Consider the following 26,343-nt stretch of genomic DNA (forward strand, 5'->3'; position numbering starts at 1 on the left):
AAAAGAAGCCTTGGAAAAGAGGAACCTTTTCCGCGGCTTCTCGCTCATGACGCTTTCGTCCTGATCGGCCCGCGACAAAATGTTGCCTCTCCATACGCTTACGAGGTTAGCTGTCGGATTCGGGCGTGAGAGTCGCCCTACACCAGGCATTTGAGAGTGCCGAGTGATTCACCCCATGAAACCGAGCGCGGTTTCGTTGGTTCCCCCGTTCCTTGAGTCTTCCAAGGATTCAGCGTTTTAAAAGATTATTGTAAGTCACAGTTTTCCGAGACTGTGGCAGAAAAAACTATGAATAACCGATTGATTCATCCTCTCCCTCAATAGCACACGATCCTTTATCTACGGGTTAGCTGACATTTACAGGCGGTGAGAGACGCCCGTCTTCGCTGATCGAGTCGTGAACGAACGATTTCGTTCCCGGTTCCGATCGGCTTGCTCCCACACAAGCTTCGGTCCGTTGACTCCCCGTTTTGGATCGGCAGCTCCATTAGAATCGAATAGCAATTCAATTCATGGACCGTATCTTACTCCTTGACAAAATGATTGTAAAACGCTGTAGCATGAGTATCCACTGAAATAAGGAGTTCTAGGATAAAGGCAGCGTTATCAAAATGGAAACTCTTTTTTTTCCTCGCAAATACTCATGTTTACAAGGCTTTTCATCATTTTTACGGTTTTTTTACACCCGTGGGCGGTTTATTTACCCCTTTTTTATACGGACCTGAATTATAGTTAGAACCGTGAATTCTTCGACTTGTATGAACGCTGAATTCCCGTTATGGCGGGAAGCGGGGGAACCATCGGACCGCAAATTCGGTCCAACTTGGGGTGAATCCGAAGTGAGACGTTATCGGTCTCGTAAGGTAGGGCGACTCTCACCGCCCGAATCCGACAGCTAACCTCGTAAGCGCAGCAGAGAGAACCTTGATTTCCGTGCTTTTGCGTCGGGGCATTTTGCCCGTCCGCACAAACCGCTGCAGGGGTTTATTCTCTGTCGGCGGTTTTTTTGTTGTAAGCATGCGGACAAACGAGCTTTTAAACATTTTAACCCTATGGGAGGATGAGGATCGACATGAGGACTTATTATTGGGGATCGCATCGGAATCTTCTGGACCCGGTTAGCTTGCGTTACCTGTATTTTGGAGCGTTCTGGTATGAAGAACACGGGCAAAGATTTATCGTAGGTTATGGTTTCGGCGACAACAAGATCGGGATATTCCGCCAGTTCGGCGCACCGGCACCCTGTCAAGAATGCACGGATATAGAGGTTTTGCACGAGATCTACCGGGAATTCAGGAAACAACAGCAGGAACAAGATTGGTCGGCGCGCTTGCGCCTTCCGCTTCTGGCAGCTTTTCGAAAACCTTGGCTCCGGATACCTCCGGGCTGGTATGTGCTGAAATTGCAAGCGTCGTTTCCCGCTCATTTAACCTTTGTTCACAAAACAAAATACGCCGTATGGCTGGAGCATTCTGCCGTTTGCGAAAACGAAACGGAAATCCGAAGCTATATTCACAAGGCTGAGAACATGCATCATGTCGATTTTAATTGGTTGAACGGTTGAGGAGGGTTACGGAGATGAATAACAATAGACTAACGCGAATTGAACTGTTCGCCTTTAGTGGACCTCCATCTTTTGTTATTGCCGCCCGGGGCTCCCAAGAATGCTGGTATTGCATCCTGAAACTTTCCTGCGGAGACTGCAGCGGTTTCGGCGCTTGTCCTGTCTCTACGGACGGCAAAGGGTTCGACTTGATTAAATGGGGGGATTTTTTGCGGTCCATCCGAAACCAATCGGTAGAAGAAGCCTTGGAAATTGTTCGTTCCAAAGGCTCGGAATGGCTCCCGGGACAACTGGCATTGGTCCGATCCGCCTTGCTGGACACCGCTCTGTCCAGGCAGTCCCGCCTCAAAGCAGCGGCCGGAGCCGAATATAAGAGAAGCCTCTTCAGCAACCGCCCGTGGAACGCAGCACAGTTGATTCATGAATCTATAGCGTATTTTTCGATATTATAAGAAAAACCCAGAATCGCTTTCGCTCCAACCATCATATATGACTCCGATGCTCTCATCAGTAGACAAAAAGATACCCACAGTCCCGGCACTTTTTTTCTAAGTGTCCAGACTATGAGTATCCTCCATTTCCGTCGTTCTTATTTAAACACTTCCACGCCATTCAGAATGAGTCTGTGTGTAATCGTCGCATTTAACGAGTCCGATACGGAACAATATTTCGAAGTCCCGAGTTCAATGGCCTTCCAAATCCGGTAATCGGGAATATCGCCGTCTACCTTAAAGATCAGCTCGATCGAGGCAAATCCTTTGGGGGGCTCTTCCTTGCGGACTCCGTTCGTTACAATCTCAATCTTTTCAATAGAAGACAGGAAGTTCTCCAGAATCATCGTTACATCAATGCCAATACACCCCGCCAAGCTTGCCAATAATACCTCCACGGGCGAAGCGCCGTTGCCCTCTCCTCCCCATTGCGGAGTTGCGTCCATATTCACTTTGTAGCCGGAAGGACCCTCTGCTTGAAAAAACTTTTTCCCCTGCCAAGTTGTCGTTACTTGCATGTTGTTAACCTACCTTCTTTTTCTATTTATGATATAAATGACAAGCTGTATAACGATTTTCGGATACTTTTTGCCATTCTGGCTGAACGTTGCCGCACTCTGGCATAGCGTGAGGACAACGGGTATGAAAAACGCAGCCTGAAGGCGGTTTGCGCGGACTCGGCACCTCTCCGGACAGAACAATCCGCTCCCTTCGCTTGTCCATATCCGGCTCGGGAATAGCCGAAATCAGCGCCTTTGTATAGGGATGAAGCGGATTCGTGAACAGCTCTTCCGAGGGGCCAATCTCCATCATTTTGCCCAGATACATAACCCCGACCTGATCGCTAATGTACCGGACAACCGACAAGTCATGGGAAATGAACAGATAGGTAAGCGACAGGCGGCTCTGCAGATCCTCCAGCAAGGTCAGAACCTGGGCTTGTATCGATACATCCAGCGCCGACACCGGTTCATCGAAAACGATAAATTTAGGTTCAAGAATCAGCGCCCGAGCGATCCCCACTCTCTGCCGCTGACCGCCCGACAGTTCGTGCGGATATCTCGAGGCATGTTTTGCCGTCAGCCCTACCACCTCGAGAATATCGTCCACCTTTTTCACGAGCTCTTCTGGCGGTAATTTAAAATGGGTACGCAGCGGCTCCTCCAAAATACGACGAACGGTCCATTTCGGATCAAGGGAGCCGAACGGGTCCTGAAATACCATTTGCATATCGGTCTTGAGCTTTCTCATCGACTCCGTACCGAGCTGCGTAATATCCGTCCCGTCGAACAGGATGCTTCCGGAAGTAGGCTCTATTAATCTAAGCACGGTTTTGCCCAAGGTGGTTTTTCCCGAACCCGACTCCCCTACGATGGCGAACGTCTCGCCTTTTTCAATCGCAAAGGATACGCCGTCGAGGGATTTGGCAGCGCCGGTCACCCGGCCGAACAGCCCCGTCTTTACGGGATAATGCTTCTTTAAATCTTTGATCTCAAGAATGGGCCGCATCCGTATCCCCCCTATAGAGATGGCACTTGCATCTATGCTGATTGCCAAAATCGTAAAGCGCGGGCTCTTCGCTCTCGCACAAATCCATTCTGGAAGGGCACCGCTGAGCAAAGCGGCAGCCCGGCAAATATTCCGAAGGATGAGGTACCTGTCCGGATATGGCCTCCAAGCGCTTCATCTCTCCTGAGAATTGAGGCATCGAATTCAAGAGGCCGATGGTATAAGGATGCTTCGGCTCCTTGAATATTGTCCGAACATCGCCCTGCTCCACGATTTGACCGGCATACATGACCGCTACCCGGTCACACATTTCAGCCACGACTCCAAGGTCATGCGTAATAAAAATGATCGCGGTTCCCCGCTCCTTCTGGAGTTTCTTCATCAGCTCCAGAATTTGCGCCTGAATCGTGACGTCCAAGGCGGTTGTCGGCTCATCCGCGATCAGGATTTCCGGATTGGAGGCCATCGCCATCGCGATCATCACGCGCTGCCGCATCCCCCCTGACAGCTGGTGCGGATAGGCCTCCATAATTTGTTCCGGCGCGGATATGCCAACTTCGCCAAGCAAAGCAATAGCTTCTTTATGGGCCTCTCTTTTACTCTTTTTCAAGTGCTGCCGTATCGATTCTCTAACTTGACGGCCGATCTTAAAGACAGGGTTCAAGGCCGTCATCGGCTCCTGAAAGATCGTGGCAATCTGATTGCCCCGCACCTTTTGCATTTCGGACTCGGTCATGTCCAGCAGACTTTGTCCACGGTAACGAATATCACCTTCCGCCACCTTGGCCAAACCCTGAGGAAGCAGCCGCATAATGGATAACGAGGTCACACTTTTCCCGCTGCCGGATTCCCCGACAAGCCCAAGCGTCTCTCCTGCCTCAAGCTCCAAGCGCACACCGTTTACTACCCGAATCGGGCCCGAACCATTGGCGAAGTCGATAGACAGTTGGTCTATTTCCAAGAGCTTTGTCATAGCGGCCTCCCCTGATGAATTAAAGTAGGTAAGACCCCCTGCGCCCTTCGGCTCGGGGGTCCTGCTTCTTATTTGTACAATGAGCTGAAGCGAATGATCTCATCCGGGTAGAAGATGTACCCATTTACGCCCTTGCTGATGCCCACAATCAAATTGCTTTCATACAGGTACGCCCATGGAGAATCCGCCGTAACCTGTTTTTGTACCTGTTTGTACAGTTCCGAACGCTTCGCATCATCCGGCTCGACATTCGCCTTCGCCAACAGGTCATCAACGACTTTGCTGCTGTAACCCGTGTAGTTGGAAGCCCCTTTACTATCCAGCAGGAATCCGTAATGATAGGATGGATCGTTGACCAGCGACGTATATTTGCCCAGATAAGCCGCCGCTTTTTTATTGTTGATCAGCTCGCGGTATTGTGCCGGCGCTACTTTGTTAATGTTTAAGGTTACCCCGATTTTCTCAAGCTCAGCTTTAAGCAGAACCGCGATGTCTTCATAATCTTGAGTAGAGGAGTTCACGGTCAGGTCAAAGGTAAATCCTTTCTCATAGCCCGCTTCTTTAATCAATTGTTTAGCTTTTTCCGTGTTGTATTCATACTCATTTCCCTCGGAAGTAAAATCCGGAGATTTGCTGGAGATCGAGCTTTTCAGCGGAGATGCTTGTCCGAAGGCAACGTCCTGAATCAACTTGTTCTGATCAATCACATAGTTTATGGCCTGTCTCACCTTCAACTGGTCGAATGGCTTGAAATTCGCATTCATGCCAAGATATACGATCCGGTTGGAGGATTCCGAGCTGATCGTAATGTTGTCTTTCTTCGACAAGCTCTCAACGTCTTTGGCCGGGATGTCGAGCGCTACGTCAACCTCACCTTTTTCAAGGAACAATTCGCGGTTGGATGCCTCCGCTACATATTTAACGATAACTTTGTCAACCTTGGGCGCACCATTCCAGTAATCTTTATTGGCGACAAATACAGCTTCGGTAGCGGGATCCCATTTTTCAAGTTTAAATGCTCCGGAGCCCGCGGAATGTTGAGTCAAATAATCATCCGGTTGATCCTTGGCCACCGATGGGTCAACGATGGAGAACGTGAAGGTTGCCAGATATTTCAGGAACAAATGGTTAGGCGCACCCAGCTTGAATTCTACAGTCTTGTCATCGATTTTCGTAACGGATTGAATATTTGCCAGTTTATATAGGCTCCCGCCTTCGCCTTTGGTTTGTACCCGCTCGAACGAATACACGACGGCATCCGCATTGACGGGGTTCCCGCTTTGGAACTTGGCTCCGTCCCGGAGCGTGAACGTATAGGTGGTTAAATCATCGGAAATTTTCCAGGATTCGGCCAGGGAAGGAACGACTTTATCGGTACGTCCCACCGTTTTGCCATCGGCTTCTTCCGTGGCGCTCGTTACAAGCGTATCGTACAGAGCAAACGCATAGGAAGCCGAGGTCAAATCGGCCGCGTCATGCGGGTCCATCGTTTGACCGGCCCCTTGCGAATAAGCGATCGTGATGGTTTTTCCCGCCGCGGCATCCGTCCCGGTGGAGTTCTCCGCATTCGTTGCCGTTTTATTGCCTGCACCTGGCTTTGGATTGGAGCTTTGCGCGCATCCCGATGCAAGCGCCAATACCAGCAATGCCGAAATGAGGATAATCAATTTACTTTTTTTCATGTCTTCCACCCCTAATCTATAGTTGTTAATTATTTGTTGGAGGATTGGCCATGCGGATCAAGAACGTCACGCAATCCGTCTCCAAGCAAAATGAATCCGAAAATGGTTGTGGCGATAGCTGCGCCTGGGAACACGGTCATCCACCACTCGCCCGAAATAATATAATCACGGCCATAGGAGATCATAGCTCCCCATTCCGCCGTCGGCGGCTTAACACCGAGACCAAGAAAGCTGAGGCTTGACGTAATTAGAACGGCCGATCCCAAACCGAGCGTGATTTGCACAACGACCGGTGCCAAGGCGTTCGGTAGAATATGCTGAAAAATAATCGAGGAGTGCCGCACCCCCAGCGCTCTGCTTGCTTCAATAAATTCTTTCTCTTTAATCACCACGGTCTGGCCGTACATTAAACGGGCGAATTCCGGTATAGCGACGATCCCGACCGCCAGCAATGCGCCAAATAAACCGGGACCGATCGATGCCGCAAGCGCCATGGCCAATATCAGCGACGGAAAAGCGAGCAAAATATCCATGAACCTCATGATGAGATTACCGATTTTCCCTCCAAAATAACCGGCGATAGCGCCGAGCGGAATCCCGACCACACTAGCTATGCCTATCGCTACAAGCCCTGTCCAAATCGTGACTCGCGCCCCGTACAAAATGCGGCTGAAGATATCTCTGCCGAAATTATCCGTACCGAACCAATGCACCATATTCGGGGGCTGGAGCTTGTCCTCTGTCCGTATTTCATCGGGTCCAAACGGAGCGATCCAGGGGGCTAACAATGCCAATATCACCCATACAAAAACTAGGGTTAAACCGAGAAGCAACAGTTTTTTCGCTGTAATCTTTCTCATGAAGCTTGTCCATGATTGTCTGAATGAACTATTCATATCTCACCCGGGGATCAAGAACCCCATATAACAATTCGACAATAAGATTAATGAATCCATACAATATGGCACTTATCAGTGTCATCGCCTGAATGGGGGCATAGTCCGCGGAAAGAATCGATTCCGTCACATAATTCCCGATTCCCGGCCACACAAAGATCGTCTCCGTAATAACGGCTCCGCCAAGCAGTGCGCCAAATTGCAGTCCGATTACCGTCAAAGAAGGTATCAAAGAATTAATAAGACCATGTCTGTAAATAACGGCTCTGCCCGATAATCCCTTTGCTTTGGCTGTCCTCATAAAATCCTGCCGTATGACCTCCAGCATGCTCGCCCGGACCATTTTTGTAACAATAGCCATCGTACCCATACTCATGCAAATCGCCGGTAGAATCAGATGATGAAGTGAGCTCTTCAGCGCGATCATGTCCCAGCTTAGCAAGCTATCCAGCACATACAAGCCCGTTATATGGGTTGGCGGGTTAATGCCGCCGCTAATACGTCCTATAGGAGCGGGCAGCCACCCGAGCTTGGAGTAGAATAACGTAATAAGCAGCAAGCCCAGCCAGAAAATAGGAACCGATGAACCGATAAAAGAAAGCACCCTGGCGATATGATCAAAAATCGAGTTTTGCCTGGAAGCCGCCGCAATGCCTAGTGGAATGGCTACAATTAAAGCTATAAACATGCTTGCCAGTGTAAGCTCCAAAGTAGCCGGAAAACGCGAGATAAAATCGGATGCAACCGAGTGCCCCGTATGCCAGGCAAATCCCAAATCCCCCCTGAAGAGCTGCTTGATGTAATCCCACAGCTGGATATACAGCGGTTGATTGAAGCCATACTCTTCTCTAACCTTGTCCACAAACTCCGGCAGCGCTTGTTCCCCTGTAATCATCAGCGCCGGATCACCCGGCAAAATTCTCGTTAAGATGAACGTGATCATGACGATACCCGCGATACTTGGAATCATCATGGCTATACGTCTAAGCCCGTACTTCAGCAACTCACATCATCCTCCTTCTCCGCTGTCTGAACCTGTCATATCCCAAGCAATCCGAAAAACTCGAAATGAACGGCTTCCGCCGCCAACTCATCCACCGTAAGTTCAGCCAGGTTGGAATCCGCAGGATTAGGACCAAACAGCCATCTTGCAACAATCCCCTCAATCAGACTCATCAGCAGCGCCGCTCTTATATGTATGTCTGTTGATATCGGCAGCATCCCCAGCTCGACGGCGCGTTCAATATTTCGCCTGAAGGACTCCTCCATTTCGATGCGCGTTTCACGAAACGCATTTCGAATGGCCTCCTCTTCTCCATTGCCGGTGAGCAGCAGCTCCATGAAATACCGATGCTCCTGGGCAAATCTAAAAATATTCGCCAGCAGGCGCCCAGACCCCTGAACCATTTCCTGAACAGAGCCGCCTTCAGTCCGGTAACCTCTCTTGATCACCGTAAGTAATGCTTCTCGGCCAGACTCAATGATTTCCAGGGCTATAGCTTCTTTACTCTTGAAATACCAATAGAACGTACCCTGCGCCACTCCGGCATCCTTGACGATGTCAGAAATTTTAGTATTCTGATACCCGTATTTGGCAAATCTCTCAACGGCTATATCCATCAATTGAGATTTTCTCGCATCCCGTAGTCTAGACTGATTTACGTTTACGATGGAAATCATCCCCTCCAGATTGACTGGTCAGTCAGTTCGTTTTAATATCATATAGGTTTAGTCGGTTTTTGTCAACGCCTCGAAATAACAGAAATTCAAGTCTTCAACTTACTTGCACATAAGGAGTACATGACAAAAAAACCAGTTTCAAAATTGAAACTGGTTTTTCTCCCTTGAAATATCAGCTATAGAATTTCACGCGATCTTCAAGCGGTTGGAATTCTTTATCACCGGGTTGAGCAGTTGGATTACCAAACGGCATCTGAGCAATCAGTTTCCAATTCCCAGGAACATTCCATTCCTTCTTAACCTGGTCATCAATTAAAGGGTTATAATGTTGCAGAGAAGCACCCAGTCCCTCAGACTCCAAAGCCGTCCATACAACCAGTTGAAGCATACCGGATGATTGGTTAGACCAAATCGGGAAGTTATCGGCGTACAAAGCAAATTGTTCTTGGAGGGATTTAACTACCGCCTCATCTTCAAAGAACAATACGGTACCATAACCCGCTTTAAAGGAATCCATTTTTTGTTGGGTCCCCGAGAAATCTCCATCTCCAACCACTTTCTTCAAAGTTTCAGTCGTAATATCCCAAAGTTTATCATGTGCAGCGCCTGAAAGTACAAGAACGCGGGCCGTTTGGGAATTAAAAGCTGAAGGTGTGTATTTAACAGCAAATTCTACGATCTCTTTAATTCTCGCATCAGAGATATTTACATTTTTATTGATCCCGTAATACGAACGTCTCTCCTGTAAAGCTGTATAAAGATCTTTTGCCATGAACAAAACCTCCTGAAATTGTTCTTCTTTCCATATTCATTGGAGATATTTTTCCCCAAAGCGTACAGAATTATTATAATTCACACCGTAACTTTGAAGACGAGTATCCCAATATAAGCAATCAAACAAATCCACCCCTTCGTCAGTTAGTCCAGCTCTCTTACCTCAAATGGGAGCAGGACCTTTTCGATTTCAGCTCTATGAGGCTCGTACTGAATAGGCAACTTCAAATCTTTCCCCATGGTTTCAAATGTTTCATCATGTGCGAACCCTGGAGGATCTGTGGCGATCTCAAACAGAATTTCCCCATGCTCCCTAAAGTAAATGGCATTAAAGTAGTTCCGGTCACGAACAGCCGTGACTCCATAGCCATGTTCAGCAACATATTTTTGCCAATCCAATTGATCTTCATTGTCCTTTGCACGCCATGCTATATGATGAACCGTACCAACACCCATTTGACCCCTGCCCACTGGAGAAAGTTTGAGGTCTATCACATTGCCGATGTCGGCGGAAGAGTGATACCGTGCAATATCTCCCTCTTTGCCTATGAATTCAAGTCCCATGACTTTCTCCAACAATTCAGCGGTTTTTTCCGGTTGTGCAGACAGCAGGGTCGCTCCCCCAAAGCCTTTAATGGCAACATCGGAGGTAATGCCGCCGAAATTCCACATATTAGGCTCTCCTGCTTCTCGTTCCACAATTTCCAGATGGAGTCCGTGAGGATCGTCAAATTCCAAATATTGCTCACCAAAGCGTTCGATTTTAGAGAAAGGAACTTCAAAATGCTTTAGCCGGTTTTCCCAAAAGCTTATTGCACCCTTAGGCACAACATAAGAAGTAACCCCTACTTGCCCATCGCCGATAGTTCCCTTATAAGCATTAGCCCATGGAAAGAAGGTAATAATCGTCCCAGGTCTGCCGCCTTGATCACCGAAGTACAAGTGATATGTACCTGGGTCATCGAAATTGACCGTTTTTTTAACTAAGCGAAGCCCTAATACACCGGCATAAAAATCCACATTTTCTTGAGGGTGTCCGACAATAGCGGTAATATGGTGGATACCCATTGTTTTTTTACTCATTTTTATTCCTCCTATTTTAGATAAATAAAATCGACCTACAATTCCGAATCAATAACTCTTAATATAAAGATATTTTAGAAAAAAACGATCCAACGAATATTGTCCTTTATCTTGCCTGACAGTTAATTAAGCAACCCTTCAAGTCACTTAATATCACGAATCTTAATATTGAGATATTTGATATTGAGGTAATTTTATAACCTTTTCTATTCAAATGTCAACAACTTTTTTTAAAATATAAAATGCATCATCACTACCTGATTTATTCAACATTGCAATTGACAATTCTATATATAGTTATAAAATGGATGAAGTCGACTAAATATAGTGTTCTACTTTATTTTATAGAATTTAAGGAGGACCCTACGATGCTAATTGCCTATGATTCGAAGACCGGCAACGTAAAAAGATTTATATCCAAGCTTAAACTCCCGGCGGTTCAAATTGAAGATCAAATGACGATAAATGAACCCTATGTACTCATTACATATACAACAGGATTTGGCCAGATACCGAACAAGGTATCTTCCTTTTTGCAGCACAATGCTGACCATCTTGTTGGTGTGGCTGCCAGCGGCAATCGTAACTGGGGGGAAAAATTTGCAAAAAGCGCAGACTTGATCTCGGATCTGTATCATGTCCCCATCCTCAGTAAATTTGAGTTATCCGGGACTTCGACCGATGTAGAGCGCTTCAAACAGGAGGTAAATCGAATTGCGACATATTGAATTGAACAACATGTTAATGAAACGGGATTCTGACGGTTTTTTTCAGTTAGAAAAAGACCTGGAAGCAGTAGATGAATTTATGAAGGAAGTGGCAACCAGAAGTCTGGAATTTGCCAATTTTGAAGAACAAGTACGGTATATGATTGAAAATGACTTTTATGAAGATTTTTATAAAAACTATTCCTCCGAAGAAATTTTAGAATTGTTTAATATCACTCATAGCTATAACTTCAAGTTCCCTTCCTACATGGCGGTATCCAAATTTTATACCGACTATGCACTGAAGAGTAATGATCGTAAGTTGTACCTTGAGCATTATCCGGATCGGGTAGCGGCTGTAGCTCTCCATTTGGGACGTGGTGACGGTGACACAGCCCGTATACTCGCACGAGCGATGATGGAACAGCGGCTACAGCCCGCAACCCCGACCTTTCTTAATGCCGGAAAAAGCCGCCGTGGAGAAATGGTGTCCTGCTTCCTGCTTGAAATGGACGATTCGCTAAATTCGATCAATTATGTCTTAAACACATGCATGCAGTTATCCAAAATTGGTGGCGGTGTAGCGGTCAATCTATCTAAACTGCGGGCCCGCGGAGAAGCAATCAAAGGTGTCGAAGGGGCGGCAAAAGGAATTATGCCTGTCCTTAAGTTGATGGAAGACAGTTTCTCCTACGCGGATCAGATGGGCCAGCGCAAAGGCTCGGGTGCAGCCTACTATAATATTTTCGGATGGGATGTTATAGAGTTCCTTGATAGTAAAAAAATTAACGCTGACGAGAGAATTCGACTGAAGACCCTCTCTATCGGTCTGATTGTTCCAAACCGTTTTTATCAATTAGCGCAACACAATGAGCCAATGTACGTTTTTGCGCCTTATAGTGTATACAAGGCGTATGGCATGCATCTTGACGACATGGACCTTGATACCATGTACGATACGCTGGTCGCTGATGACCGTGTTACCAAAAAAGCAGTGATGAGCGCCCGCGACATGTTAACGAAAATCGCAATGACCCAGCTTGAATCCGGTTATCCGTATATTGTTAACAAGAGCAACGCAAATCAGGCACATGCTCTCAAAAATGTGGGTCAAATTAAGATGTCGAATCTGTGTACCGAGATTTTTCAGCTTCAGGAGACGTCCGAAATTGCGGATTATGGTCAGCCAGACACCATACGCAGAGATATAAGTTGCAATCTGGCTTCCTTGAATATTGCAAATGTCATGGAACACAAAAAAATCAAGGAATCCGTTCACGAGGGGATGATCGCGCTGACCGCAGTCAGCGATATGACCCATGTAGAGAATGCGCCGGGTGTTGCCAAGGCAAATCGTGAAATGCATTCGGTGGGTCTCGGCGCGATGAACCTGCATGGTTTCTTTGCGAAGAACAAAATCGCGTATGAGAGCCAGGAAGCCAGAGATTTTGTGCGAACCTTCTTCATGATCATGAACTATCATTCACTGGAGAAAAGTATGGAGATTGCCAAGGCAACTGGACAACGTTTTTACGGATTTGAAGAGTCAGAATACGCAACAGGGGTATATTTTGAACGTTATCTCCGAACGGACTACCGGCCGACAACACCACGAGTGCGGGAACTGTTCGCCGGGATTGATATACCGGGACCGGAAGATTGGAGTACGCTGAAAGAGAACGTAATGAAAAACGGCTTGTACCATGCTTACCGTTTGGCCATTGCACCAACCGCCAGCATTTCCTATATCCAAAATGCGACATCCAGCGTTATGCCTATCGTAGAGCAAGTTGAAACACGCACATACGCTAACTCCACAACCTATTATCCAATGCCTTACCTGCAAAAGGATAATATCTTCTTCTATAAGTCGGCGTATCAAATGGATCAATTCAAGGTCATAGATTTGATTGCAGAAATTCAACCTCACATAGACCAGGGAATTTCGACGGTTCTACATGTTAACAGTGATGTTACTACCCGACAGCTGGCACGTTGCTATCTGTATGCTGCACATAAAGGTTTAAAATCGCTGTACTATACGCGTACCAAAAAGCTGTCCGTGGAAGAATGCCTAACCTGCTCGGTCTAATACCTAAAGCAGTTGACTTATCGGTTAATTAGTTTCAGCTCTATCACAAAGAAGGGGAGATTATCCAATGCCAGGAATTCAAGCGGTCAATTGGAACCGCCCAGATGATGACTTCACGCTTATGTTTTGGAATCAAAATATAATGCAATTTTGGACAGATGATGAAATCCCTTTGTCCGACGACAAAATGACCTGGATGACACTCAGTAATCAAGAAAAAGAAGCTTATATGAAGGTGTTGGGCGGCTTAACTTTGCTTGATACCATCCAGGGTGGCGTAGGCATGCCGCAGATCTTGGAGCATGTGGACGGTTTGCAGCGCAAGGCTGTACTGGGGTTCATGGCCATGATGGAACAAATCCATGCTAAATCGTACAGCAGTATTTTTACAACTCTGGCTTCCACGGAAGAAATTGATAGTGTATTCCGCTGGGTGGAAGAAAATAAGCATCTCCAAACTAAAGCGCAAACGATTCAGCAATACTATAACAACATCAATACTAAAAAAGATCTTTATTTCGCCATGGCCTCATCTGTGTTGCTGGAAAGTTATTTGTTTTACAGCGGATTTTTCTACCCGCTCTATTTGGCGGGTCAAGGAAAACTTACATGCAGCGGAGAGATTATCGACCTAATATTGCGTGATGAAAGCATTCACGGTGTTTATGTCGGGGTATTGGCCCAGGAAATTTACTCTGAACTGAACGAGGAAGAACAACAGGAAGTGTACAACTCCCTGGTAACGTTACTGCATTTCTTGCACGATAATGAAGAGCAGTACACCGAGGAGATATATACTTCAATCAATTTAGTGGACGATGTTAAAGTTTTCTTGCGGTACAACGCTAACAAGGCAATGATGAACCTTGGTTTCGACCCCTTATTTGAAGATGAAGAAGTCAATCCGATAGTGTTCAACGGCATCAGTACCCATACTAAACAACATGATTTCTTCTCCAAGAAAGGCAATGGCTATGTCCGGGCTTTGAATGTAGAGCCTTTAACGGACGATGATTTCATTTTTTGAAATTCGTTTTGTATAGGTTGAACTAAAGAACTGGCGTTGGGCAAGAATGTGAACTGGTTTCGGAGATACGTTGCCAATATCCACAATGTCAATATAAAGCCCCACCGCCGGAGTCCACATCATTAACGGGAAAATCTCCTGTTAATGTACCGCTCTTGGCTCTTGGATCGGATTTAGCTGGAAAAGCTCCATCTATTTCGCGGCCCTATTGCCGATATACACAATTTCAGGCGAATTAGCGGGAGTTTTTCCAGCTAATTTCCCTCTGCAGCCGTATACGTACCAAATTAACGGGAAGAATTCCCTTTAATTCGAACCAAACCATTAGTTGCAGGTCAAGAGTGCGAAAGAACCCTCTCCGGTTAGTCACACAACCAAAAGAGCCCGCGCAGTTGCGGGCCCTTTCGGTTTGTGCGTCTAGTTTATTTCTTGCTCGCGTCGATCTTCTTCTGCAGCTCCGCGATTTGTGCGTTGGCTGCATTTATCTTCTCCCGGTACTTATCGATGAGATGCTGGCTTTCCGCAATGTTCGCTTCGATCGCTTCGACTCCGCCAGGTAATTTAACCTTGGCGGCTTCTTCGGCCTTGATCCGTTCTTCGTAACCCTTTATAGCTTCTTTTTCGGCATTAATTTTTACATTTAAGCCGTTAATTTCCTCTGTAAGCTTGTTTATTTGATTGGTCCATTTAGCCTCCGGAGTTAACGCACTCCCCTCTTGCGCAGGAGCCGGAGCCGTTGTGCCTCCTGTTCCTTCCAATACGATCGTCTTCCCCTTTACATCGAGCGAGGTCCCCGTAGCTTCCGCGATTGCCCGCACCGGAGCGTATGTAGAACCGTTGATAACCGCCGCTTCAGCGATCATCTTGCCGTCCTGCTCAACCGCATAGACTCCCGTTACCTTCGCGCCCATGATCGATTTAACTGCCGCGGCAAAAGTCGGAACTCCTCCGAAAAGCAGCGCACCAACAACCAAACCAGACACCGCGCCCGTTATGAAATTCTTCTTCATCAATAGCTCCCCTTTGGAAAATAATTCTACCTATACCTATTATCAGCCACGAAGGTTGATAGTTTCAAGTATTTAATCCGTAAGACAGTTCCCTCCGGAATGAATCCCATCATAAAGAGAACTTGAGAACTTGATAGGATTTTAAACCGTTAGAAGAATATTTGAAGTTTGTCTTTTCACGCAAAAAAAAAACGCGCCCCCCCCCGAAAACCTCGGAAGCCGCGCTGTGCTTGAGTTATGAAAGATGCTGGTGAAGGGAATTGAACCCCCGACCTACGCATTACGAGTGCGTTGCTCTACCCCTGAGCTACACCAGCAGAATCACTTGGTAAAGTGAAACAAAAATTATTATACTCCGTTTTAAAAATATTGCAAGGGCCAATGTCTGGTAATTAAACCAACCATTTGCTTGGCTGCAACAGGGTTAGGATGAACCGAGTTTATCCTGCACAGACCGCAGCTTCTGCTCCGAGGAGCTCTCTTTGTCCCGCCGGTCATCGATTTTAACCGAAGTGGAAACGCGCTGGGCCCCGGATTGAAACGGAGCCTCATGGATCGCCCGAATCGCCGTAAAAATTCGATCGAGCGGCCCCTCGATAATCGTACTCATCGAAGTCAGGGTGCATTGGACTCCTTCCTGCTTTTCAAGTACCCGCTGCAGCTCGGCAACATATGAACTCAGACTGGTGGAACCTGTACCGATCGGAATGACCGTAACTTCCGCGATCGCCATGTGACAACCTCCCGTTGTTCCGCTAACCGGATTTTTTATTTATTGTAACAAGTTCGGGACCCGGAATTCAATCGGTAAAGGTCGAAAGGTCCGTCGCTTGTGATAAAGACTCGCTCTGCGGTGGGCAATCGAACCTCCGATTTTATCTAACGCAAACTATAACCGCTATTTGCGCCAAAACGGCCGGTCTCCATTTTTATCGGACACAGTAGTGGCTATTATTTCCGTTACGCGTTAGTGCACCTCCACCCGAAACAACCCACCGCAAGCAGACAACGGACTCCCCTCCGCCCCCGCTTACTCCCCTCCCAAACTAGCAAACGCTTACCTCATCATCGCCACAATCTTGCCTCAAAATCTACTATTTTTTTTCGTCCCCGATTCCCCGCATCCTGATTGCTTTCGACTGTTTTTCAGCTGTTTTTCAAATTCAAATTCTGTTATCCGCCCGTTTACAAACACAATATATTGGGTTATTATGATACAACATCAACCAAATATAGTGTACAGACGGGTGAACCGGCACAAGCACGATGCCGGGGCTTAATAGGGAAGTGCGGTGCAAATCCGCTGCGGTCCCGCCACTGTAACCGGAAGCTTTATAGAGAGTGCGATCCCCCGGGTCTCACTAGCTATAGATCAGCATCCTCCGGCATATGCCACTGCAGACGCCATTGTCCGCGGGAAGGAGCCGGAAGGTCCGGAAGCCAGGAGACCTGCCCGTCTGGATGGCACCCGAGTAGCCCTGCGAGGTACAGGCCAAGGTGTCCGCTTGCCGCCATACATATAAGTCATTCTGGCGCGCCGCAAAGGCGACGTGCTGTTTTCAAAGAGCGCAACCGGGCATTTTCGACCTCTTTGGGGGTGGAAATGCTTTTTTATTTCTAATTGTGAATCGGAAGGAGATTTTATCATGGCACTGCTCAACCATTTCACTACAAATACAAATAAAGGTACCTCCAAGGAACAAATGCTGGATGAAGTTATTAATCTGGGCGAGGAAATCGTATCCAGCTCCAATTTGGAAGTCCTGCGCGAAAACGCCAATTTGAACGGGGAAAGCTTCTCGGGCAAAATGAGCAAGTTCGGCAGCGAATACGCCAAATGGTACGCCAACCATTTCGTGATGCCTGCGCGGCTCGTTCAAGCGATCCAAGATAATGTGGTCTATGTGCACGACCTCGATCAATACGCCATCGGCACGACGAACTGCATTTTTATCCCGTTTGCCAAACTGCTCCGTGAGGGCTTCAATACCGGCAACGGCAGTGTCAGACCGCCGAATTCGATCATGACGGCGATGGCGCTCGTCGCGATTATTTTCCAGTCGCAGCAAAACAGCCAATACGGCGGCGTCTCCGCCAACATGCTCGATTTTGACCTGGCCCCTTATGTGGCCAAGTCCTTCGCCAAATACTTCCGCAAAGGGCTGGATTATTTGGAAGAAGGCGATCCGGCCGCCGACCTCGGCGGTGAGGTGACCATGAGCCGCAGCGATCTCCGGGAGCGGTTCCCGAAATCTTTCCGATACGCGTTAAAAGAAACCGAAACCGAAACGCTCCAGGGCGCGGAAAGTCTGATCCACAATCTCAATACGATGTCGAGCCGCGCGGGCGGGCAAATCCCGTTCACCAGCATCAACTACGGCACCTGCACTTCGCCGGAAGGCCAGCTCGTTATCCGTTCGCTGCTGTCCGCGACAATGCGGGGACTCGGCAGCGGGGAGACGCCGATTTTTCCGATCCAAATCTTCAAGTGTAAACAGGGCATCAACCAGAATCCGGGCGAACCGAATTACGAGCTGTTCCTGATGGCGGCCGAATGCTCGGCCAAGCGGCTCTATCCGAACTTCGCCAATCTGGACGCACCGCTGAATCTGATGCATTACGATCCGCAGAATCCGGATACTGAATTCGCCACTATGGGCTGCCGCACGCGCGTGCTGAGCGACCGGTTCGGCCGGAACCGCCTGTCCGGCAAAGGTAATCTTTCCTTTAATACGCTGAATCTCGTCAAGCTCGGACTGGAGCACGGGATCGCGCTGGGCCGGCGGAAGGAAGCCGATGAGCGCGGATTCTACCGGGAGCTGGACCACTACCTGGACATTGCTCTGGAAGGCCTGCTGCACCGCTTCCAGATCCAGTCCGCCCAAAAAGCCAAAGCCTCGGACTTTATGATGCGTGAAGGGGTATGGGAAGGCGGCGAACAGCTCGGTCCGGATGACGCGGTCGGAGAACTGCTGAAGCACGGCAGCCTTTCCCTCGGCTTCATCGGTCTTGCGGAGTGCATGAAGGCGATGTACGGCAAGCACCATGGCGAGGATGAAGCGGTCTACAAAAAAGCTTACGATTTGATCGCCTACATGCGCGACTACTGCGACCGGATGAGTGAAGTTCACAACCTGAACATCACCCTGTTCGCCACCCCGGCGGAGGGGCTGTCCGGGAAGTTCACGAAACGCGACCGCGCCTTTTACGGTACTGTGCCGGGCGTTGTGGAACGCGAGTATTATACGAACTCCTTCCACATTCCGGTGTATTACAAACTCAGCGCCGCCAAAAAAATCGAGCTCGAAGCGCAGTTCCACGGCCTGTGCAACGCCGGAGCGATCTCCTATATCGAATTGAACGGCAACGCCCGCAGCAATCCGGCGGCGTTCCTGAAGATCGTCCAATACGCGCTTTCGCAGCAGGTCAGCTATTTCAGCATCAACCATCCGATCGACCGCTGCTCCGCCTGCGGTTTTGAAGGGATTATCGGCGCGAACTGCCCTTCCTGCGGCAGTCACGAGAACGATGTCCATATCCGCCGCCTGCGCCGCGTCACCGGCTATTTGACCGGCGACTTCCAAACCCGCTTTAACGCGGCCAAACAGGCGGAGGTCCGGGACCGGGTCAAGCACGACGCATGAACATCTGCGGCTACTACCCGGAATCCATCAATGAAGGCGAAGGCCTCCGCGCCGCCATCTTTATCAGCGGCTGCCGCCATTACTGCAAAGGCTGCTTCAGCGCAGCCACCTGGAACTTCAATTACGGCGAGCCGCTGACGCCCGAACGGGAGGCGGAGATCATCGCCGATATTGCAAACAACCCGCTGCTGAGCGGGGTAAGCCTTCTGGGCGGGGATCCGTTTTTCTCCGCGACGGAAGTCGGCGCGTTTGTCGACCGTCTCCGCGGGGAAGCCGGCCCGGTCCCGATCTGGATTTACAGCGGCTATACCTATGAGGAATTGACCTCGCCGGAGCACGCGGAGGCCGGGTCGCCCGAATTCCGCCTGCTGGAACGCTGCCAGGTGTTGGTAGACGGGCGCTTTGTCGAGGAACTGCGCGACCCCTCCCTGCTATACCGGGGCAGCTCGAACCAGAGACTGATCGACATTCCGCAAAGTCTTGCTTCCGGAAAAGCGGTGCTCTGGGAACCAACTTTCTCTTTCTAGCTTATTAAGTTTCTAGTATAATTTATGGTCTGTGATAATTTTTATAGACCTTTTCAAAATAGTGCCAACGGCGTCCTTTCCAGGGCGCCCCTTTTCTCCTGAATATTTTCAATTTTAGAATTAAAATTTGTAGATTTAATGCCTGACGGAGAGATCCGATCCGGGCAACAACCCATGCTCAGAAAGCGAGGAATTTACTCATGCCACTGCTCGTAAATAAACCCAACAACCGCCAGCTCGCGTTTGACAGCGAACGCCTGGGCGTCTACGCCGATCGCATTCTGCACGAACTACATACCTTGGACAAGGAGCGTCTTTTGCGCGGCGTCAACGCCAAACTGAGACGCGACGAAGTCACCGGCGAAGAAATCAGCAACGCGTTCACCATGTCGGCGCTCGAACTTGTGACAAAAGAAGAGCCGGAGTGGAAATTCGCAGCCGCCCGCGCGCTGCTGACCTCGCTCTACAAAAAAGCGGCCGTCAACCGCCGCTATAAAGCGTATCCGGAAGAGCCATACGGATCGTTCCATCACCTGATCGTCGAGCTGTGCAAAACCGGCATCTACCGCGAGGAGCTGTTGGAGTGCTACACCAAAGAGCAAATTGAGGAACTGGGCGAGACGATCGACCCGTCCCGCGACCTGCTGTTCGACTATATCGGACTGCTGACGTTGGCCGAGCGTTACCTGGCCACCGACTTCGAAGGCCGGACGATGGAACTTCCGCAGGAACGTTACATGATCATCGCCATGTACCTGATGCACCAAGAGCCTGCGGAAAAGCGCATGGAGCTCGTTAAAGAAGCTTACTGGGCCATGAGCAACATCTACATGACAGCCGCGACGCCGACGATGTCCAACGCGGGCAAAAAGGTCGCCGGCCAGCTGTCCAGCTGCTTTATCGACACCGTCGACGATTCGCTGGAAGGCATCTTCGATTCCAACACCGACGTGGCCCGGCTCAGCAAAATGGGCGGCGGTATCGGCGTCTACCTGGGCAAGGTGCGGGCCCGCGGCTCCGACATCCGCGGTCATAAAAACACCAGTTCCGGCGTCATCCCCTGGATTCGCCAGCTGAACAACACCGCCGTCAGCGTCGATCAGCTCGGTACGCGCAAGGGCGCGATCGCGGTCTATCTCGACGTTTTCCATAAAGATATTCTCGCTTTCCTCGACCTCAAGCTGAACAACGGGGATGAGCGGATGCGCGCCCATGACGTGTTCCACGGCGTTTGCCTGCCCGATCTGTTCATGGAAATGGTCGAAGAGCGCGGCGAATGGAATTTGTTCTGTCCGCATGAAGTGAAGAAGACGATGGGCTGGAAAGATGAGAACGGCCGTGCACTCGGCCTGGAGGATTTCTACGACGAAGAGTTCGGCAAAGGCTCGTTCCGCGAAAAATACGAGGAGGCCGTCAACCATCCGACGCTTCCGCGAATCACGATGCCTGCGATCGATATCATGAAGCGCATTATGAAGTCCCAGCTCGAAACGGGCACGCCGTATATGTTCTACCGCGACACCGTCAACCGCGCCAACCCGAACCGGGCGCACGGCATGATCTATTCGTCCAACCTGTGCACGGAGATCATGCAGAACCAGACGCCGACCGTGGTGGAAAAAGAAGAGCTGATCACGAAAGACGGACAAACGCGGATCATCGTCTCCAAAATCCCGGGCGATTTCGTCGTATGTAACCTGAATTCGATCCACCTGGCCCGTGCCGTGCCGGCCGGCGTCCTGGAGCGCCTGGTACCGATCCAGACGCGGATGCTCGACAACGTCATCGACATCAACAACATTGAAGTGCTGCAAGCGCAGTACACCAACAGCCAATACCGCGCGATCGGCCTCGGCACCTTCGGGCTCCATCACTTGCTGGCTCTGGAAGGCATCCGTTGGGAATCCGACGAAGCTGTGGCTTACAACGATGCCCTTTACGAAAAAATCAACTACCTGCTGGTCAAATCCAGCATGGAGCTCGCCAAGGAAAAAGGGCGCTATCCGAAGTTCGCCGGCTCCGATTGGGAAAACGGCAAGTACTTTTCCTATCGCGGCTATACCGACGGCTCCCGCGAAGGCAAGTTCGTAACGACTGAGCAATGGAAGGAACTGGCCGAGCTGGTCCGCGAAAACGGCGTGCGCAACGCCTGGATGTTCGCGATCGCGCCGAACGGTTCGACCTCGATCATCGCCGGCTCCACGGCCAGCATCGATCCGCTGTATGAGCTGCTCTCGTACGAAGAGAAGACGACGTACAAAATCGCCAACCCGGCGCCGGATCTGTCCGAAAAGACGATCTGGTACTACAAGACGGCGTTCCTGGTCGACCAGCACGCGTCGATCAACATGGCTTCCGCCCGCCAGCGCCACGTGGACCAGGGGCAAAGCTTCAACTTCTACGTTCGCCCGGACATCAAGGCGAGCGAATTCCTGGACCTGCACCTGCACGCCTGGAAAGCCGGCCTGAAATCGACGTACTATGTGCGCAGCCGCGCCCTGACGATCGAGGAATGCGAGTCCTGCGCTTCATAAGAAGCGCGGGAAGCGAAGCCGGCCCGGGCGGTTTTCAAAATAATCAAGGAGATGAAAATCCATGCAACTGCAAACGATTTTTAACACGGAGGCGCCGAACAAATCCACGCGCATCATCGGCGGGGAATGCTCGGGGATACTCAACTGGAACGATATCCGCATGCCGCACATGTATAAATTGTATAAAGTCCTGCTCCTGAACCACTGGATCGCGGACGAAATTCCGATGAACAAGGATGCCCAGCAATTCGTGGGGCTCGATCCGGAGGAACAGCGCACGTTCAAAATCAATATCTCTCTGCTCGCCGTCCTGGACTCGATGCAGACGATGTTCGTCGGCGATGTGAAGCGGTACTTTACCGACTCCTCGCTGGAGGCGATCTCGGCGATTATCGGCCAGCAGGAAGTCGTGCACAACCAGTCGTACTCCTACGTGCTCTCCTCCATCGTATCCGAGCAGGAGCAGAAGGAGATTTTCGAATACTGGAAGCATGATCCGGTTCTGCTTGAACGGAACAAGTTTATTTCCGATATCTATCAAAACTTCCGCGACGAACCGACGCCGCAGTCGTTCTTCCAAGCGCTCGTGGCCGACCTGATTCTTGAAGGCATCTTCTTCTACAGTACGTTCGCCTTCTTCTACAATCTGGCCCGCGACCAGAAGATGATGGGCACGAGCCAAATGATCTCGTACATTCAACGCGACGAGAACCAGCACTGCTATTTCTTTGCCGAAGTGTTCAAACAGCTGCTGACCGACTATCCGGAGCTGAACACCAAGGAAAACATAGACTACGTTTACCGCACGATCGACCGTGCCGTGCAGCTTGAAACCAACTGGGCGCATTATACCCTGAAAGAAGTTCGCGGCATCGACCTGAACGAACTGTCCGACTACATCAAATACATCGCCAACAAACGCCTCACCCTGATGGGCCTGGAAAAAGGCTACGCAGGTGTGGACGTCAACTGCATGCCTTGGATCAAGCCGTTCTCGGACGAAGCGCTGAACGCGACCAAAACGGACTTTTTCGAAGCCAAGTCCCGCAACTACGGGAAGGTCGGCGACGACAACGGGTTTGACGACCTGTAAAGCGGGCGGGAGTGCCCCGGACGGCCGAGATGGTGCGGCCAGCCAGGCGTCGTCATGCAGAGCTGCCTGGGCCTGGGCCTAGGCGAAAAAAAGAGCGCCGGGGCTGCCAGGGGGTGGTGCCGCTGGTGCGGAACTTCGCGGGGCCATGCGGAGAAATTAACGGGAAAAACTCCCGGTAATTCCGGCCTGGGAGCAAGCGGTGAGCAATTAACGGGAAAAACTCCCGTTAATCCGGGCGCTACGTCGCATTTGGCCCTTTATGGACGGCATTAGCGGGAGGAATTCCCGCTAATTTCCTCCCCGAGGGCGAAATGTTCCAATATAACGGGAGGTTCTCCCGTTATTTGCTCCAATTGAAAAAAGGTTGACCGGAGGAGGCCTGCCCCCCACCCGGTCAACCTTTTTTATGCGTTCAGCGCGCTGACCCGCAGCTGTTCCCACGGCAGCGGCAGACCCTCCGGATGCCGCACCTCCACGATCCGGCTCTCGCCCGGCAGCAGATCGAAGTAGTTGTCGCTGTAGCGGACCCGCCCCAGCGGCAGCTCCAGCTTCACCAGCCGGGCCGCGCCCCGGCCGGACGCCGTCACCGTTACCGTGCCGGCCTCCCGGTCGGTCTCCGCCGCAAGCGAAGCCTTCGGCAGCCGGAGATCCTTCGGGTCCCGCAGGTAATAGCGGTTCGCCGGCGCGCCGAAGCCCTGGGCGGTGAGCTCGACCATCACTTCCTCGGGAGACGCAGCTCCGGCCAGCGCCTCCGGTTCGGAAAGCTCGCTCAGCAGCAGCGCCGAGCCGGGACCAACGGCCTCGACGTCAAACGCCGTCTCCGATACGAGGCCACCCCCATCCAGACGGTAAACCTTCAGGGTTACCGCTCCTTTCAAAGTCTCCAGCGTGTCGTTGACCACCCATACCTTCAGCGGCTCCCCCGGTTCATGCTCCAGTGACAGCAGCAGCGGATGAAAAAAGGTCCGTCCATAATAATACGAAGCCTTCGGCAGCAGCTCATAGTCGATCATGGACCAACTGGTTCCCGGCCAGCTGTCGTTCAGTTGCCAGACCAGCGCCCCGCTGTTCCGCGGCTTTAAGCGGCGGTAATGCTCGATGCCGTATTTCAGCCCCTCCGCCTGCGTCAGCATCGAGAAGTTCATGTATTCCTCGATATCCCGGGGGATTTCCGTGAAGCTTTCCATCAGCAGAATCCCCTTCTGATGGTTCGTATCTTTGTTCCGGTACGCCATCTCCGGGCTGCCCCAATAAAATTCGCCCGCCGGAATGTTCCGCTCCAAAGTGAAGCGGTTGGCGGAGGCGTGCATCCCGAACTCGCTGCTGAACAGCGCGAAGTCCTGCTTGTAATTTTTGAACGTCACGCCCTGCATGCTGTAGTCGAGCCGCGGTGGCTCGCCGTACATCCGGGGGTAAACGGAACCGTGCCAGACCTGCCAGTTGTGGCGGTCCCCCGTCCCCGGATCGTTGGCGTCAAAGCCGTCCTCCGCGCCGTAAGGCGAGGAAGGCCAATAGGGCCGCACCGGATCCAACTCTTCCAACAGCTCCGGGATCAACTCATGGTATATGCTCTCGCCGTAAAACGGACCGGTAATATCCCCGCCGGCCGATTTCATGTCGTACAGCCAGTCGATCTCGTTGTTCCCGCACCAGAGCGCCAGGGAAGCCCGGTTTCGCAAGCGGCGTACATTATCGGCCACCTCTTGCCTGACATTTTCCATGAAATCCCGGTTAAAGTCGGGAAAAAGCGCGTTGGCGAACGCAAAATCCTGCCATACCAGCACGCCCTGACGGTCGCATTCCTCGTAAAAAATATCCTTCTCGTAAATGCCCCCCGCCCAGACGCGAAGCATATTCATATGCCCCTGCACGGACAGCTCCACCAGTTCGCGGTACCTCTCCTCCGGGATCGCGCCGATCATCTGGTCGGCCGGAATCCAATTGGCCCCTTTGGCGTAAAGCTTTATCCCGTTCAGCACAAAAGTGAACGAGCGGTTGCCCGCCTCGTCCCGCAAAGCCAGTTCCACCGTCCGGATGCCGAAAGCCTGCGCGTACCGGTCGACCTCGCGGCCTTCCGCCCGGAGTACCACCTCGAGACGGTAGAGATACGGTTCGCCGAGATCATGCGTCCACCACATCCGGGGAGCGGGAATCCGCAGCTCCGCGGCGGCCTTGGCCCGTCTGCCCGTGTAGAGCGACTTCCGACTCTCCTCTACCGGCTGTACGGCCTCAGCGACAACATGCCCGTCCGCATCGCGCAGCCTCACCTCGATTTCCGCACGGACGCCGGTCGCCAAGACTCTCGTCTCCGCCTCGACCGCGAGAACCGCCTCGCTGCGATCCTCCGTCACCGAGGCCGTATAAGCGTATACGCTTTCCAGCTTGGCCAGCTTCCGCAGCTCCAGGCGGACTTTGCCCCAGACTCCCACCGTGACCAGCCGCGGCCCCCAATCCCAGCCGAAATTCATCGCCGCCTTGCGCAGCCAAGGCCGTTCCTTGGTATAGGAAGACCATTCGAACTGCTCCTTGTCCCGGTGATGCAAATGAATCGGATCGAACTTTACGGCCAGCGAGTTCCATCCGCTGCGCACGATTCGCGTTACATCAAACGTATGGGACATCAGCATGTTGGCGGTCTTCCCGACTTCATGGCCGTTCACGAACACGGCCGCGAACGTATCCAGGCCTTCGAATACCAGCTCGGCGCGCTCTCCGGCGGCAGGGTCCGGTTTTTCGTCCAACGTAAAATTAGTCCTGTACCACCATTCCTTGCGCTCGATCCACCGGCATTTGGCATCGTTATGTCCATAGTAAGGCGGATCGATTATGTCCCGCTTCATCAAAGCCGAATGGACGTCCCCCGGGACGTCGGCGCCGATCCAGAAACGGTCGTCCAATCCCGGAGCGGCCAGTTCCAGCGCCGGCTTCTCCCCCGGCTCGAAATGCTGGATTTTCCATGGCCCGTCCAGCTCTTTACTCCATCTCCATTCCATTCCCCATCTCCCCTTCCGTCGTATTCATATAACCCTCCACAGCCAGCTTCGGGAAAGCCCAAAC

21 protein-coding genes, 1 tRNA gene and 3 riboswitches are annotated in these 26,343 nt (G+C 50.8%); of the genes, 9 read left to right on the forward strand and 13 right to left on the reverse strand.

Translation table 11 applies throughout. The annotated features are described in order from the left end of the window. Nucleotides 1-81 precede the first annotated feature (81 nt). A riboswitch (cyclic di-AMP (ydaO/yuaA leader) is annotated at nucleotides 82-245 on the reverse strand. A 508-nt stretch (nucleotides 246-753) separates the two neighbouring features. Next, nucleotides 754-925, forward strand: a riboswitch (cyclic di-AMP (ydaO/yuaA leader). Between the two features lie 147 nt (nucleotides 926-1,072). Together V4U84_RS15040 and V4U84_RS15045 are read left to right on the forward strand one after the other, a co-directional pair. Next, entirely contained in the window at nucleotides 1,073-1,564 is a 492-nt protein-coding gene (locus V4U84_RS15040; protein ID WP_334077454.1) for a hypothetical protein, read from the forward strand. A 14-nt stretch (nucleotides 1,565-1,578) separates the two neighbouring features. Further along, nucleotides 1,579-2,016 carry a hypothetical protein gene (locus tag V4U84_RS15045; RefSeq protein WP_334077455.1) on the forward strand — a complete coding sequence of 146 codons (438 nt, stop codon included), beginning with the start codon at nucleotides 1,579-1,581 and terminating at the stop codon, nucleotides 2,014-2,016. A 137-nt stretch (nucleotides 2,017-2,153) separates the two neighbouring features. On the opposite strand, the gene V4U84_RS15050 is transcribed toward V4U84_RS15045, so the two are convergent. The 9 genes from V4U84_RS15050 to V4U84_RS15090 all read right to left on the reverse strand — a co-directional run bounded on the left by V4U84_RS15050 (nucleotide 2,154) and on the right by V4U84_RS15090 (nucleotide 10,652). Then, a complete protein-coding gene (locus V4U84_RS15050) occupies nucleotides 2,154-2,573 on the reverse strand; it encodes an OsmC family protein (RefSeq protein WP_334074801.1) in 420 nt (139 codons plus the stop codon). 22 nt (nucleotides 2,574-2,595) lie between these two features. After that, nucleotides 2,596-3,564 carry an ABC transporter ATP-binding protein gene (locus V4U84_RS15055; protein WP_334077456.1) on the reverse strand — a complete coding sequence of 323 codons (969 nt, stop codon included), beginning with the start codon at nucleotides 3,562-3,564 and terminating at the stop codon, nucleotides 2,596-2,598. Then, nucleotides 3,548-4,537 carry an ABC transporter ATP-binding protein gene (locus tag V4U84_RS15060; protein WP_334077457.1) on the reverse strand — a complete coding sequence of 330 codons (990 nt, stop codon included), beginning with the start codon at nucleotides 4,535-4,537 and terminating at the stop codon, nucleotides 3,548-3,550. The genes V4U84_RS15055 and V4U84_RS15060 overlap by 17 nt, the downstream gene beginning before the upstream one ends. Nucleotides 4,538-4,605: 68 nt before the next feature. Beyond that, on the reverse strand, nucleotides 4,606-6,219 hold the full coding sequence (locus V4U84_RS15065) for an ABC transporter substrate-binding protein (protein WP_334074804.1): 1,614 nt from the start codon (nucleotides 6,217-6,219) through the stop codon (nucleotides 4,606-4,608). A gap of 29 nt (nucleotides 6,220-6,248) precedes the next feature. Then, nucleotides 6,249-7,079 carry an ABC transporter permease gene (locus V4U84_RS15070; RefSeq protein WP_334074805.1) on the reverse strand — a complete coding sequence of 277 codons (831 nt, stop codon included), beginning with the start codon at nucleotides 7,077-7,079 and terminating at the stop codon, nucleotides 6,249-6,251. A gap of 28 nt (nucleotides 7,080-7,107) precedes the next feature. Beyond that, nucleotides 7,108-8,118 carry an ABC transporter permease gene (locus V4U84_RS15075; protein ID WP_334077458.1) on the reverse strand — a complete coding sequence of 337 codons (1,011 nt, stop codon included), beginning with the start codon at nucleotides 8,116-8,118 and terminating at the stop codon, nucleotides 7,108-7,110. Nucleotides 8,119-8,153: 35 nt separating this feature from the next. Continuing rightward, the gene (locus V4U84_RS15080; RefSeq protein WP_334077459.1) at nucleotides 8,154-8,795 is read right to left on the reverse strand and encodes a TetR/AcrR family transcriptional regulator; all 642 of its coding nucleotides are present in this window, start codon (nucleotides 8,793-8,795) and stop codon (nucleotides 8,154-8,156) included. A gap of 172 nt (nucleotides 8,796-8,967) precedes the next feature. After that, entirely contained in the window at nucleotides 8,968-9,567 is a 600-nt protein-coding gene (locus V4U84_RS15085) for a nitroreductase family protein (protein ID WP_334074808.1), read from the reverse strand. A 146-nt stretch (nucleotides 9,568-9,713) separates the two neighbouring features. Continuing rightward, entirely contained in the window at nucleotides 9,714-10,652 is a 939-nt protein-coding gene (locus V4U84_RS15090) for a ring-cleaving dioxygenase (RefSeq protein WP_334074809.1), read from the reverse strand. Nucleotides 10,653-11,020: 368 nt separating this feature from the next. Between V4U84_RS15090 and nrdI the strand changes: the two genes are divergently transcribed. The 3 genes from nrdI (at nucleotide 11,021) to nrdF (ending at nucleotide 14,478) form a co-directional block, all read left to right on the forward strand. Next, nucleotides 11,021-11,380 (forward strand): class Ib ribonucleoside-diphosphate reductase assembly flavoprotein NrdI, encoded by a 360-nt coding sequence (gene nrdI, locus V4U84_RS15095; RefSeq protein ID WP_334074810.1) that lies wholly within the window; start codon nucleotides 11,021-11,023, stop codon nucleotides 11,378-11,380. Then, the gene (gene nrdE / locus V4U84_RS15100; RefSeq protein ID WP_334074811.1) at nucleotides 11,367-13,451 is read left to right on the forward strand and encodes a class 1b ribonucleoside-diphosphate reductase subunit alpha; all 2,085 of its coding nucleotides are present in this window, start codon (nucleotides 11,367-11,369) and stop codon (nucleotides 13,449-13,451) included. Before nrdI ends, nrdE begins: the two co-directional genes overlap by 14 nt. A 67-nt stretch (nucleotides 13,452-13,518) precedes the next feature. After that, nucleotides 13,519-14,478 carry a class 1b ribonucleoside-diphosphate reductase subunit beta gene (nrdF, locus tag V4U84_RS15105; RefSeq protein ID WP_334074812.1) on the forward strand — a complete coding sequence of 320 codons (960 nt, stop codon included), beginning with the start codon at nucleotides 13,519-13,521 and terminating at the stop codon, nucleotides 14,476-14,478. A gap of 422 nt (nucleotides 14,479-14,900) precedes the next feature. Here the strand turns inward: nrdF and V4U84_RS15110 are convergent, their stop codons facing one another. The 3 genes from V4U84_RS15110 to V4U84_RS15120 all read right to left on the reverse strand — a co-directional run bounded on the left by V4U84_RS15110 (nucleotide 14,901) and on the right by V4U84_RS15120 (nucleotide 16,221). Beyond that, on the reverse strand, nucleotides 14,901-15,488 hold the full coding sequence (locus V4U84_RS15110; protein WP_334077460.1) for a hypothetical protein: 588 nt from the start codon (nucleotides 15,486-15,488) through the stop codon (nucleotides 14,901-14,903). 245 nt (nucleotides 15,489-15,733) lie between these two features. Further along, nucleotides 15,734-15,805: transfer RNA gene (locus V4U84_RS15115), tRNA-Thr, on the reverse strand. Between the two features lie 107 nt (nucleotides 15,806-15,912). Further along, a complete protein-coding gene (locus V4U84_RS15120; protein WP_334074814.1) occupies nucleotides 15,913-16,221 on the reverse strand; it encodes an MTH1187 family thiamine-binding protein in 309 nt (102 codons plus the stop codon). Between the two features lie 495 nt (nucleotides 16,222-16,716). Further along, nucleotides 16,717-16,959: riboswitch (cobalamin riboswitch) on the forward strand. A 232-nt stretch (nucleotides 16,960-17,191) separates the two neighbouring features. Here V4U84_RS15120 and V4U84_RS15125 point away from each other — a divergent pair. From V4U84_RS15125 to V4U84_RS15140, 4 genes are all read left to right on the forward strand, one after another. Then, entirely contained in the window at nucleotides 17,192-19,132 is a 1,941-nt protein-coding gene (locus V4U84_RS15125; RefSeq protein ID WP_416367252.1) for an anaerobic ribonucleoside triphosphate reductase, read from the forward strand. Then, nucleotides 19,129-19,659, forward strand: a complete 531-nt coding sequence (gene nrdG, locus V4U84_RS15130) for an anaerobic ribonucleoside-triphosphate reductase activating protein (protein ID WP_334077462.1) — start codon at nucleotides 19,129-19,131, stop codon at nucleotides 19,657-19,659. The genes V4U84_RS15125 and nrdG overlap by 4 nt, the downstream gene beginning before the upstream one ends. 257 nt (nucleotides 19,660-19,916) lie before the next feature. After that, on the forward strand, nucleotides 19,917-22,193 hold the full coding sequence (locus V4U84_RS15135; protein WP_334077517.1) for a ribonucleoside-diphosphate reductase subunit alpha: 2,277 nt from the start codon (nucleotides 19,917-19,919) through the stop codon (nucleotides 22,191-22,193). Nucleotides 22,194-22,254: 61 nt separating this feature from the next. Next, entirely contained in the window at nucleotides 22,255-23,286 is a 1,032-nt protein-coding gene (locus tag V4U84_RS15140) for a ribonucleotide-diphosphate reductase subunit beta (protein ID WP_334074818.1), read from the forward strand. A 404-nt stretch (nucleotides 23,287-23,690) separates the two neighbouring features. Here V4U84_RS15140 and V4U84_RS15145 read toward each other — a convergent pair whose 3' ends face one another. After that, nucleotides 23,691-26,279 carry a beta-mannosidase gene (locus tag V4U84_RS15145; RefSeq protein WP_334077463.1) on the reverse strand — a complete coding sequence of 863 codons (2,589 nt, stop codon included), beginning with the start codon at nucleotides 26,277-26,279 and terminating at the stop codon, nucleotides 23,691-23,693. Between the last annotated feature and the right edge of the window lie 64 nt (nucleotides 26,280-26,343).

The organism is Paenibacillus sanfengchensis (genome assembly GCF_036864765.1).
In the GTDB taxonomy this organism is placed as follows: Bacteria; Bacillota; Bacilli; order Paenibacillales; family Paenibacillaceae; genus Fontibacillus; species Fontibacillus sanfengchensis.